Raw genomic sequence first — 11,510 nt, 5'->3', positions numbered from 1 at the left:
AATTTGCAACACACTTCCCCACCACGACGCACTTCCGATCTGCGTTGTGTTGTTGTGAAGTGAGGCCGGTCCGCGTTGCGGACCGGGACTCGGCTTCGCCGAGTTGTGTTGTCTCCGCTTCGCTTCAACAACACGGGGCAGGGGCGCTGCGCTTCCCCTGCCTTGGGCCTCTCCGGCTTCGCCTTCGAGTCCTGGCCCGCTTCGCGGGCCAATAGCTGGCAGCAAAAGGGGCGGGTGACGCTGCATCAAAGTGGCCCGGGGCAAAGTTCTTTCTGAGGGGCTACTACCCGCGCGCGGCGGTGCTTCCTTCATCGAGAACTTTTGGTGAATCCGGATCTCGCGCTCATGCCTTCTCTGAAGGCTCTCCGCGTGGTCTATCAACTGATGCCGCCGGCCCGGGCCGCGTGGGTCGGGCACGCACCCGTCTCCAGGGGCGCGTGTAGGCCGTCGCGCATACGGCGCAGCGGGCGAGATAGAGCGCCGAGGCAGGACTGTGCGTGGGGACGGGGGTGACGGTGTACTCGTGCTGTTCGATGGCGGTGATCAGACGCGGCCAGGGGGCGGGGCAGAGGCAGGTGTCCTGGTCTTGGGTCAATGGGCCTCCTGGGCGGGGGACTTGGCGGTGCGCCGGTTGGGGTCCCGGCGGACCTCTCGGGCTACTTCGGTGATCTCGTCGTGTCCGTAGGCGGTTCGGACGCCGGAGATGGTCATGCCGCTGGCCTCGGACAGGGATTCCAGGCGGTACGGGCGGGCGCCGTGGAACTCCCGTCCGTAGGCGAGGAGCCGGCGGATCTCGGCATCCGCCGCGGCCTTGCGCGCCCGGGCGTCCTGCAGGGCCAGGAGCAGCGGATCGGCATCCAGGCCGTCGCTCGCGGCCTGAAGGTTCTCCGCCTCCTCGGCGCGCAGACGTTCGGCCTGCTCGCAGGCTTCGAAGTAGAGATCGGGCGGGGTGACCGAACCCGGGACGGGGAGCGGGAAACGGATCGCCGCGATGTCACTGATCAAATACATATTGCGATGGTCGCAAAAATTAGCGTTGAGTGCAATAGCTCAAAGGGGCTTGAGAGCAGGCCGGTCGGGGCTTGCTCCCCGGGCGCGCGGACGGCTGGGGAGACATAGTCCCCGGTCTCGTGTCGACGGGGTGGCGTGGGTCTGATCAGAGGGCGGTGGTCGTTGCTCGTGTGCCACAGTGGCGGCGGCGGGGGGCACGAAGGGAGGCGGGAGCCGTGCGGGGTGAGCGAGGGCAGAGGGAGATCATTTGAAAATGTCCGACTACATTGGCTGGCTTCGGGGGCACGTCGGCACTGCCCCGATCCAACTGAACTTCGCCGCCGCATGCGTCGTCGTCGACAACCGTGTGTTGCTGCAGCGACGCAGCGATGACGGTGCATGGGGGTTCCCGGGGGGCGCGATCGAGCTCGGCGAATCGGCCGAGGAAGCGGCTGTGCGGGAGGCTGCAGAGGAGACCGGTCTGCAGGTGCGGGTGGATGGTCTTCTGGGCGTCTACACGAAGTACCGGCACACCTATCCCAATGGCGATGCTGCGCAGCCCTTCACCGTCTTCTTCTACTGCTCCGCCGTCGGCGGCAGGTCGCACGCCGTGGACAGCGAGACCCTGGAGTTGCGGTACTTCCCCTTCACGGAGGCCCCGCAGATGACGAACCTTCAGCATCAGGATGCCCTCTCCGATCTTCGGCTCGGGCGACGCGGCGTCTTCCGCTGAACGGCATCCGCCCGGCCGGTGGCGTCGGGGTTGGCGTGCGGGTCCGACTCGGTTACCGATGTGGCCCCGCACGGCGCGGCTGGGCAGCCTGGCGCGGCCTGCGACCGGCTGGACCAGGCCCTGGGCGTAACCGCCAGCGGAGGTGTCGAGGGCGGGCGGCAGCTGCTGGAACTGCACATGGCGGTCGGCGTGAGAGTGCCAGTCCAGTGTCGTCGACGCACTGCTCGCACCGTCGACGGACGGCATCGGAGATGATGATCAACTGCTCGGCCGGTGGCTACTCGTACAGTGCGGCGGCCCGCAGAGCGTTGCCGATGAACTCCCAGTCCGGGCCGGGCGGCTCCTCGCCACGAGAGCGGTGGTAGCCCGCTGAATCATTGATCCATGCGGCCATGGACTCGAGGTAGCGCTCCAAGGTCGGGTTCTCCCAGCCATCGCCGTTGGCGAGCAGATCCTCGCGCAGCTGGTGGATGTGATGGATCAGGGCCTCTCGGGAGGTGACCGCGGCGTCTGATCCATACGTGGGCTGAGGCATGACCGCACCGTACAGCAAGGCCGGTGGAGCCGCCTTGGGCGGGAGCTGCCACGGGGCGAGAGATCGGGACCCCGTAAGCTTCCCGCGACTCGGGCAGTCTATGGACGCTGCCTGCTGAACTCCCGCTCGCCACCGGCTGACCCGGCACGCACGGGGCACGTGACTAGCTGTCGTCACCGAGCACCTGTGCAGCCAGGGCCGCAGATGCTCTGTGCTCTGGGGAGCTCTCAGGCGAGGGCCGGTCCCGCTTGGCGCGCGGTGAGCCGGGTGAGCAGCTCAATGCAGAGCTCGTAGTCGCGGGGGTAATCGGTGAGGAGTGTGTCGGTGCCTGCGGACATAATCGGGCCGTGGACCTGAGACCGGAACTGCTGCCCCCGCCCGTGAGCACGCAACGCCTCGAGGAACTGAGCCACGAGATCGATCGGATCGCCGGCCTGTTGGCCGATGGTTCCGAGGAGGCCGACGAGGCGATCCGCACCTTCAACACGCTGACCGGCCACGACTACACGGCCTACACCTTCACCGAGTACTGGCGCAGCAGAGACCTGGAAGACTTGGCCAGGGAAGCGGCCCGGCCGGCCCGGCCCCGGGTCGCAGACATCACCAGAGACGAACTCGTCGAAATCGTCCGCAGAATCCTCGCAGTCGATCCGGAGATCGACTACTACCTGCTGCTTCTCGAAGCGAACGTACTCCACCCCGAAGTCGCCAACCTGATCTTCTATCCCCCGGACGGCCTCCAGGACGCGTCTGCGGAGGAAATCGTCGACGAGGCCCTGAAGTACCGGCCCATCGCACTCTGAACGCCAGGCGGATTGCGCCAGTGCGTGCGCGTGCGGCTGAGCGTACTCGTCGAGCAGGCTGAGCACGCCAGCACGGCCCGGGGCCCCACCGGCCACGGCAAGCGCAGCCGCTCGCCCGGCTCGTCCATCAGCACGTCCAGATCCTCCACGGAGTCCACACCGGCCGACGGAACAGCGCCCCAGCGCGATCACACCCCAGGGCGCACCACATCCGAGCAACTCCGGGCGCAGGGAGCCCTCGCGCCGCAAGGCGGCTTCCTCCCGCGGTACCGCACCATCCGAGTGGGGCCGGGTTCCGGCCAGGTAGCGGCGGTTCATCAAAAAATAGTGTTGAGCGCAATATCTTGAGGCCAAGCGGGTTGGAGGCACCGCGCCGCGGTCGGACGAGGCACTAGCTGGCGGGGTGCGTCATTCCAACGGTGCTGTACCCCGCGCTGGTTGGGTCTCGGCTCAACAGCCTCAGAGCCGGCATGTTGGAGGTACCTGTCACACTCGCCGCATGACGAACGAGGGTGGGAGCGCGGGTCTCGTGGACGTGCGGGCGCTGTTGCTGCGGACGGACTGGAATGCCGTGGAGCACTGCTGCCCGGATGTGGCGCCGATGACACCGGTGATCCTTCGCCACCTGCTCGATGACGATCCGCGAGTCCAGGGCACGGCAGTGCGGGATTTGTACGGCGCGGTGACGCACCAGGGAACCTTCTACAGCGCCACGGCGCCAGCCGCATTGTTCGTCGCAGCGATCCTGGGCGATCCACGGACGCTGGCGATGGTCACAAGCCAGAGGCCGTGGGAGATCGACCAGCACGGCGAGCAGCTGTCTCCGCTGCGGGTACGTCTGCTCGGCTGGCTCGGGGACACCGCCCAGGACACGGACTATCCGCCCGAGTGGCCGCCCGGCAGGCAGAAAGACATCGACGCCTTCCTTGCGACCCGCCCAGCCCTCTACGACGCGGTGCACCCGTTCCTCGGCGACAGTGAACATGAGGTCCGCGACGCCGCCCTCTTTGCGATCCTGCCTCTGCTCGCCGACCCAGCCCTGGCCCACCACATCCCCGCCCTGACCGACGCAGTCCACGAACTCGCCGCCCGGGACACCCCCTACCGCTGGTACGCCATCAACCGACTCGCCGCCTGGGGCCAGGACACATCCCGCTACCCCGAGCCCCCGCAGCCAGCCCCGACCATTCTCGCCGGTGTCGTTGCCCAGGACGTCAGCAACGGCGACCACGACCCATGGGCCGGGTTCCTCGAGCCGTGGCCGGACTCCGTGTACGACAGCCTCGATGTAAGGGCGGTGCAGCCGGAACACGTAGCTCCTACCCTCAGTACCGAACGGCAGGCATCCCGTCGGAACTCCGGACGGACGGGCTAGCCGTGATGCGCCCGAGGTTCCTGCTCCTCCGGCAGAGGGTCGGTGGTGTGTGCCCTGTCTGACGCTGCGGTTTCCACCGTCCCGCACCCCCTGGAAGGGGGTGCGGGCGACGCCACGTGTCGGTGGACAGGTCCGCAGCACAACGGCGATCTGGGGCTGGCCGTCTGGTCAGTTCGCGGGTTCGGTAGTCAGGCGCTTGAGGAGCTCTTCAAATCGGTTGAGGGTCTCTTCGTCGATCTGGCCGAAGAAGGCGTCGCGGTCGGTGGTCAGCTGATGGGCCGGACCGACGTGGTCGAACATACCGTTGACCTGGCTGATGCGCTTGAGAATGGGCTCGGGGGTAGGCGGCAGCTGGTCTTCGGTGAGGTGTTTGACGGCCCGGCTGTACAGCCAGAGGTAGTCCTTCGGTGTGAACAGGTCCTCGATGTCGCCGGTGGCCGGGAGTCCGTCTTGTTCACCGATGACGATGACGCGTGCGGGGTCGACGCCGGCAGCTTCGGCGGCCTTGCGGACCTTGTGCGTCACCTTGGCGGTTTCCGCGCCGTCGATGAGGGCGAACACCTCCAGGCGGCGGCCAAGCAGGGCGACGAAGGCGGGCATGTTGCCGATGCCGCCGACCGGGATGATCGACATCCGGGAAGGGAGTCCCTGCCGCCCGTGGGAAGTCAGGTATTCGGACATACGGGTTAGGAAGACGAAATCGCTGCTGCCCTCGACGGCCAGGTGGGGTCCGGAGCCGAGGAACAGGTGCTGCGCCACGGAGTAACCTAGGGCAGCCTCGACGGGCAGCACGGTGGTTCGGTCGGCAGACAGGCTGACCGGTGAGATCACCACGCCGAGTTCAGGGTGCTCCCGGGTGGCCTGGTCGTGGACGGCACGCATGGATTCGTACCGGGTCGGGTCGATCATGTGCTGGGAGTGGGTGGTGTAGAGGACCTGCTTGTGGGCGCCGAGCTCGCCGAAGATGAAGCGAAGGAAGTCGCCCTGGGCTTCTCCGTGCAGGCTGGTGCCCGGCTCGTCGAGCAGGACGACGACCCGTTCGCGGGCGTTCTGATAGCGGCTGAAGGCGGCCATGAAGGAGAAGAACCACTGGAAGCCCGCGGAGCGGGTGGCGAAGTTGGTGGTGACGCCGCCGTGGCGTTCGTCGCGCAGCTGCACCTTCAGTACGCGGTGGCGCACCTGGCGCCCGTCTGCTTCTGTGCCGACCACGGGCATGTCGGTGTCGAAATCGACGGTGAGGGCGTCGTTCTGCTTCCAGTACTCGAAGACCCGGTCGCTGAGGTCGACGCTGGCCGCCTGAAGTTCGGCGTTGCGGCTGTCGTAGTCCTCGTCCAGCAGGTTCTGCGGTTCTTCGCCTGCCAGGTCCAGCAGCGACAGCATGGTCTCGTCGCCGGGCTTCAGCGCGTTGCTCTGGACACGGGAGACCAGCTCGTTCAGGTCGCACTCGCCCGGCAGCAGTTCGTAACTGGAGAAGTAGAAGAATTTGGGCAGCAACTCCAGCATGGCGTCGGTCTGCTCATCGCTCAGCTCGTTGTTGAGCAGCGGGGTGTAGGGCTTCAGCGCGCCTGCCACCTTGGCGACCGCCTGGGCCCTCGCCTGGTGTCCGGCCTCGCGCAGCTCCTTGGTCAGGTTCTTGGCCGCCGCGGTCGCGGCCTCCACGTCTTCGGCGACGACCAGCTTCTGGGCGTCCTCGTGGTCGACCCCGCTGGACTGGCAGGCTCCGGCAAGGGCTTCCTGAAAGGGGAGTTCCACCTCGATCCACTGCGCGTTGCCGTAGGTGCGGCCTGCGACGATCCGAGTATTGGCCGACGGGGCAACGTCGAAGATGGCGGTGAACCCCGCCACGTCGCTGTCCTCCAGAGTGAACCATGCCTGGACCGGGGTGTAGTCATTCAGGTCGCTGGTGCGGCGGTCGCGGGCCAGACGGCGCCGCGGGTATTCCTGGGTGAGGTTGAAGTCGTCAGGGTTGTTCGCGGGGTTCAGGCGGTGCAGTGCCTTGAGGATGGTGGTCTTGCCCGCCTCGTTCTTCCCGATCAGCGTGGTGACGGTCGGCTCGACCTTCATCTGCTGCGCGTCCGTGAAGTTGCGGAAGTTCTGTATCAGGACCTCGTCCAGCAGCATTCGAACCGCCTCCCCTCTCAAGCCTCGGCGCCGGCCTGATCACATGTTTGATCGTGCCGACGCCCTTTGACGTCGGCCCGGCCCGAGTCGCCGTTAATCTCAGGTTCCTGGCCAAATCCAACCATCCCCCTCCGACATCCGGCCCCATATCGCCCTACAGGGGCCGCCTTTGGGGAAACGTCGCCGCCGGCATGGTGTTCATCAGGAGCAGGGAGCCCTCGCGCCGCAGGCCACCTTCTGAGGGGTGAGCACACCACTGGCGGATCGGCCTACAGCTCGTCAGCCGGTGCCGAGCTCTGAGTGCCGTTGCGCGTCGGCGGCCTCGGCCGCGCGCACCAGGCCTGCATCCAGACCAGCGGCAGCCTTCTCGACATCGGCGTCTGCCGGTCCGCCCTCGGCCGGAGTGAGGCTGGCCAGGAGCGGGGCCATCTGGTCGCGGACGTCCCTCCAGGGCGCACCGAGGGCGAAGCCGTGCCGGCGGAAGGCGGCCAGCGTGCGGCGGTGACCGAAACAGGCGGCGACGATCGCGAAGGCGTGTGTGTCCTCAAGGACGGTGGCCCTCTCGCTCTCGTGCACGGTGCGTGTGCCGGCCTTCAACGCGGTGAGGAGTCTGCGGCGGAAGGCGGCTTCCTCCCGCGGTACCGCACCGTCCGGGCGGGGCCGGGTTCCGGCCAGGTAGCGGCGGTTCAGCTCGGTGTCCAGGACGGCGACCGAGTCCAGCGCCGCCCGCAGCCGTTCCAGCACGATGATCGCCGCAGGCAGCGGATCCGGACCCTTTGCCTCCCACGTGCGGTGCACGGTGCGCATGCGGTCCCCAGCTTGGGCCCGGTCGGCGATCAGCCGCCCCGTCGGCTGACCGGACGCATCCCGGCGCAGCCGGGTGCGGCGGGCACTGCGGGCACGGCGCCGCTGGTAGCAGGCCTCACACTCCGCGCCCTGCGCTGCGATCCGGATCTTTCCCGACCCGCAGATCACACAGCCGACCCGCGAGATCAGCACCTCAACCGGTGCCCGGCCAGTGCGATGCTCGGGCTCCAGACGCCCTCCGCTCTGCCGGACCATTCCGTGCTTGCGCCGCCGTCCCCCAGCCACCGGCCCCACCCCCTGGCAATCCGGTTTACCCTGCCGCGCGTTCTACCCGGCCCCTACCGCCACCACACCGCACCGCGGCATGCGCGGCCGATCGCGGCGGTGGCCGTCAGGTCACAGGCGCCAGGAGCGGATGCGGTCGGCCGCCTGGTAGACGGATGTCTTGCCGGCCTGGATGTCGCGCACGAGGTCGACCATCGCGCCGTACGGAGGATCGATGCCCTCGCCGGAGGCGTGCATGTAGGCGGCCGTGACCTGGCAGGCGAACAGGCTGTTGCGGTAGGGCAGCGGCTGCAGGCGGACCAGGGTGTGCAGCAGGGCTGCGGCGCGCCAGGCGGGGTCGGAGTCGGCGGTGGCCGGGCGCGGGATGCGGGTCTTGTGGCGGGCGACGGCGGCGACCAGGGCGGAGTAGTCGGCGACGCTCACGTCTTCGGGGACGGCTTGTTCCTGGACGTCCAGGAGCCAGGGGACGTCGATGTAGAGGACCATCAGGCCGCGTCCGCCCCCTGGTGGCGGGAGGTGGGTGGGGCTTCGTCGGGGAAGGCGTCGTCGAACTCGTCGCGGTGCCGACAGCGCCGGTACTCCGTGCCGAGCCGCTTGAGCTTGCGGCGTACGCGCTCCCCCAACGGCGCCGGTTGCCCGGGCCCCCAGTGCCGTCTACTCCCAGGTCAGGCCGGCGGCCGCGCAGCATTCGGCGACCTTCCGCCCAGCGGGAGAGAGCTCGACAGAGGTCGCCGGAGCCGGACTGGTCCTGTGCAGCGAACTTCCATGGCCCGTAGGCCTCGTGGTCGTGCGGCACGGTGGACGGCCCGGGCGCGCGGGGCCTTCTGTGAGACCCTCCGAAGTCGTACTCGCTGCTGCTAGCCTCCGGCGGATGAGCAGCTCTGTCTCCGGCCTGGTGCCGGTGCACATCGGCCAGCCGGAGCCCGGGTCCGAGCGAGAAAAGGCACTGCTGCTGCGCCGGAAGCAGTCCCGCAACGTGTTCGACACGCCTGGTCCGCTGCGCGTTCCGGGCAATGTCCCGTGGGAGCAGCAGGGGCTGACACCGCGGTGGTTCGGCATGGAGAGCAGCGACTGTGCGGCGGCCGTGGAGCCCGGGGTCTTCTTCCAGCAGGGTGACGCGGAGTTCAAGCGCTTCCTCAGCGGTGCCCGGAAGCGGGGCGAAGTCGCTCTGATCGTGGCCGTCCTGGGACATGCGGCCGACGACCGCACCCGTAACCCTCTGGCCTCATCGGACGCCTCGGTACACCTCGGCGACCTGTACACCAACGTCGGGGGCCGCCGGCTGCCGGCGGGGGCGTGGCCGGAGATCGCACCGGGTCTGGAGGGCGCCGACCGGGATCTGGCGATCCGGCTGCTGACGCGGCCGAAGACCGCTCCGTGGTGGAGCCTGCGCCTGCACGGCGCCCGCGTGGAGCGGGGTGACGGTTCCGGCGCAAAGGACCATCCAGCCGCCGGTGAGCTGCAGCCGATCCTCGTCGACCCCCTCGGCGCTCCGGTGGTCGCGGCCTGGACTCCGCTGTCGGGAGACCAGCGGTGGTACCTGATCCCGGACGACACCCGCTGGGAGAGCATGCTGGGCTGGCTGGTGCAGCGCGCCCTGCCCCAGTACGTGCCCGCCGCGCTGCGCCGTGCCCGGTCGCCGTTCTTCGTCGACCCCGACCTGCAGACCGCCGGCGAACAGAGCGCCCGCACGGCACTCGAGGACCTGGAAGCGCACTACGCCGAGGAAAAGCAGCGACTGGAGCATGCGCTGCAGGAGGCGAAGGACAAGGCGGAGCCGGTGCGGTACGGGCTGCTGTATGGCAGCGGTTCCGAACTGGTTGAGGCCGTGGCGCAGGTGCTTGCCGTGGCAGGTATCCGCGCCGTCGACCTCGATGAAGAACTCGGCGGTACGAAGTCGGCCGACCTGCTCGTCAGCGTCGAGGGCGCGCCGGCGCGCCTGGTGGAGGTCAAGGGCGCCTCTGGCCCTGCGCAGGAACACCTCGTGGGACATCTTCAGCGTCATCTGGAGATTTGGCCGCAGTTGCGGCCCGATGAGCCGGTCTCCGAGGGCGTGCTGATCGTCAACCACCAGCACAAGCTGCACCCGTCCGAGAGGTCGGCGGACGTCTACTCGCGGCCCGAGTTCGTCGCCTCCCTGGCCTCGTTGCCAGTGACGGTGATCAGCACGGTGCAGCTGTTCAACTGGTGGCGCGCCGGTGACTGGACGGCGATCCGTACAGCTGTATTCGGCGCCGGTTCTGCCGCCTCCGGGGGTCCTGCTGCCGTGCCGGGGCATTCAGGCGCCGTGGCGGAGGAGCGGACGAGGAGCTGGTGGCGGCGGCCGGGCCGCCGCGCTGGCAGCGGCGGGACGTGAGCTGCTCCTCCGCTCCCGCCGGGGCCCGGAGCCATGAACCCGTATCTCGAGCTGCTCCGGGCCCGGCAGCAGCTACGGCTCTCTGGCGTCTGTTCGGCCGCAGCGGGGTGCCCCGCGGCGCCCCCGCTGCGTCAGCACACACAGCACCCGTGGTGGACGGCCCGGGTGCAGGCCCCCCTCCTGGCGAAGCGCGACTCACTGCCGCTCGGCGAGCCTGGCCAGGATCTGCGTGACCGTGCTCTTGTCCAGGCTGGTCTGCTCACCGATTCTCGCCGCCCACAACGGCTCGTGCAGCGGCGACCACTGGCACTCCCGTGCAAACCATCAGCTCCGCCGGGGATCGTCGGGCTCGACTGCTCACCGGTGCATCATTGTTGCTGCCGCTGCGGTGACGGCCGCAGCCAGCGCGAGGGCCGCACCGAAGGCGGCGGCCGCACGGACCGCCGCCGTAGGGTACGAAGCACCGTCGCGGCGGGCGAGGTATGCGGCGCCGACAGCCGCGAGCACGGCGAACTGCACCACCAGCGCGCCGCCCATCAGGACCATGAACACCGTTGAGGACACATCCGCTCCCTGCATCAGCCACAGTTGACGAGGCGAATCTGGCCGAAGGGGTGTGCGCCGCGGTGCACGGCGCACGAAGACGCACATGCAAGTACAGCGCAGCAGCTCGGGGGAACCGATGACCGACCGCAGACCTGCAGAAGCCGGCCGAAGCCCGTCTCCCGATGAGGCACTGGCCGAACTGCGCCGCCGGCTCAACGATGCCCACGCCCAGGACGGCAGCACCCAGGAGCAGCTGGGCAGGCGAGCCGGGCTCAACCGAACAACGGTCAATCGGACTCTCAGCGCACGCGGGAGGATCCCCACCCCCCTGGTCGTCGCACACCTCGCGAAAGCCCTCAGGCTCCCCGTTGAGCCCCTGCTGGAGCTGCTGCGCACCGCCCGCCCCGAGGCGCCGCAGCCCCTCGACCCGGCAGGCCCGGCCGACGGGACAGGACCGGACACGCAGCCCGGCACCGCGGCGGGCCAGCCCATCGCCGACGACCGGGTCATCAGCGAACTGAAGCACGCCTTCCTGGCCCTCCTGCGCCACGCCCGAGGGCTTCCCTTCGACAAGGTGCGCCTCATGAAACGGCCGACCCGGGAAGCCCTCCAGCAGCAAAACGCCGCCGAGAACGCGTGGGACGAGCCATGGCAGCACCTGGTCGACGCCGCGCGCATGGCGGCGCTGGAGATCCGCCACGCCACGCTGCGCAGCCTCCTCATCGACGGACTGCGCTACCTCACCGACTGGCGGGACCTCGACTACGCCTTCTACCGAAGATCACGCGCCTGGGTCCTCGAAAGCACCGTGACCCACCTCTGCGAGGCCGCGCTGACGGTCCACCGCGGAGACCCCCTACCCGAGCCAACCCCCTGCTATCAACAGGTGCAAGACGCCTGGGAACTGCGGCAGGAAGAGCTCCGCATCCAACACGAGGAAGCGTGAGCCCAGTGCCGCC

12 protein-coding genes are annotated in these 11,510 nt (G+C 68.8%); 5 read left to right on the top strand and 7 right to left on the bottom strand.

Going from position 1 to position 11,510, the window contains the following annotated elements; translation table 11 throughout:
* Positions 1-591: 591 nt before the first annotated feature.
* On the bottom strand, positions 592-1,011 hold the full coding sequence (locus AB0K02_RS27330; protein WP_365995183.1) for a hypothetical protein: 420 nt from the start codon (positions 1,009-1,011) through the stop codon (positions 592-594).
* A 253-nt stretch (positions 1,012-1,264) separates the two neighbouring features.
* On the opposite strand from AB0K02_RS27330, the gene AB0K02_RS27325 reads away from it, so the two are divergent.
* Positions 1,265-1,723: an NUDIX domain-containing protein gene (locus AB0K02_RS27325; protein WP_365995182.1), complete on the top strand. Its 459-nt coding sequence runs from the start codon at positions 1,265-1,267 to the stop codon at positions 1,721-1,723.
* A 277-nt stretch (positions 1,724-2,000) separates the two neighbouring features.
* On the opposite strand, the gene AB0K02_RS27320 is transcribed toward AB0K02_RS27325, so the two are convergent.
* On the bottom strand, positions 2,001-2,258 hold the full coding sequence (locus tag AB0K02_RS27320) for a hypothetical protein (RefSeq protein WP_365995181.1): 258 nt from the start codon (positions 2,256-2,258) through the stop codon (positions 2,001-2,003).
* Between the two features lie 347 nt (positions 2,259-2,605).
* Between AB0K02_RS27320 and AB0K02_RS27315 the strand changes: the two genes are divergently transcribed.
* A complete protein-coding gene (locus AB0K02_RS27315) occupies positions 2,606-3,061 on the top strand; it encodes a bacteriocin immunity protein (RefSeq protein ID WP_365995180.1) in 456 nt (151 codons plus the stop codon).
* Positions 3,062-3,560: 499 nt separating this feature from the next.
* On the top strand, positions 3,561-4,436 hold the full coding sequence (locus AB0K02_RS27310; RefSeq protein WP_365995179.1) for a hypothetical protein: 876 nt from the start codon (positions 3,561-3,563) through the stop codon (positions 4,434-4,436).
* Between the two features lie 168 nt (positions 4,437-4,604).
* Here AB0K02_RS27310 and AB0K02_RS27305 read toward each other — a convergent pair whose 3' ends face one another.
* The 4 genes from AB0K02_RS27305 to AB0K02_RS27290 form a co-directional block, all read right to left on the bottom strand.
* Positions 4,605-6,557 carry an AAA family ATPase gene (locus AB0K02_RS27305; protein WP_365995178.1) on the bottom strand — a complete coding sequence of 651 codons (1,953 nt, stop codon included), beginning with the start codon at positions 6,555-6,557 and terminating at the stop codon, positions 4,605-4,607.
* Positions 6,558-6,836: 279 nt separating this feature from the next.
* Complete coding sequence (locus AB0K02_RS27300; RefSeq protein ID WP_365995177.1) at positions 6,837-7,364, bottom strand: hypothetical protein; 528 nt, start codon at positions 7,362-7,364, stop codon at positions 6,837-6,839.
* 396 nt (positions 7,365-7,760) lie between these two features.
* The gene (locus tag AB0K02_RS27295) at positions 7,761-8,135 is read right to left on the bottom strand and encodes a toxin Doc (RefSeq protein ID WP_365995176.1); all 375 of its coding nucleotides are present in this window, start codon (positions 8,133-8,135) and stop codon (positions 7,761-7,763) included.
* A complete protein-coding gene (locus AB0K02_RS27290; protein WP_365995174.1) occupies positions 8,135-8,272 on the bottom strand; it encodes a hypothetical protein in 138 nt (45 codons plus the stop codon). The genes AB0K02_RS27295 and AB0K02_RS27290 overlap by 1 nt, the downstream gene beginning before the upstream one ends.
* A gap of 248 nt (positions 8,273-8,520) precedes the next feature.
* On the opposite strand from AB0K02_RS27290, the gene AB0K02_RS27285 reads away from it, so the two are divergent.
* Positions 8,521-10,005 (top strand): hypothetical protein, encoded by a 1,485-nt coding sequence (locus tag AB0K02_RS27285; protein ID WP_365995173.1) that lies wholly within the window; start codon positions 8,521-8,523, stop codon positions 10,003-10,005.
* 357 nt (positions 10,006-10,362) lie between these two features.
* Here the strand turns inward: AB0K02_RS27285 and AB0K02_RS27280 are convergent, their stop codons facing one another.
* Complete coding sequence (locus tag AB0K02_RS27280; protein WP_365995172.1) at positions 10,363-10,569, bottom strand: hypothetical protein; 207 nt, start codon at positions 10,567-10,569, stop codon at positions 10,363-10,365.
* A gap of 118 nt (positions 10,570-10,687) precedes the next feature.
* On the opposite strand from AB0K02_RS27280, the gene AB0K02_RS27275 reads away from it, so the two are divergent.
* Positions 10,688-11,497, top strand: a complete 810-nt coding sequence (locus tag AB0K02_RS27275) for a helix-turn-helix domain-containing protein (protein WP_365995171.1) — start codon at positions 10,688-10,690, stop codon at positions 11,495-11,497.
* Positions 11,498-11,510: the final 13 nt, after the last annotated feature.

Origin of the sequence: Streptomyces sp. NPDC049597, assembly GCF_040675505.1 — a bacterium.
Taxonomy (GTDB): domain Bacteria; phylum Actinomycetota; class Actinomycetes; order Streptomycetales; family Streptomycetaceae; genus Streptomyces.
Note: the sequence above shows the minus strand (reverse complement) of the source record. Positions and strands in the feature narration are given on the sequence as shown.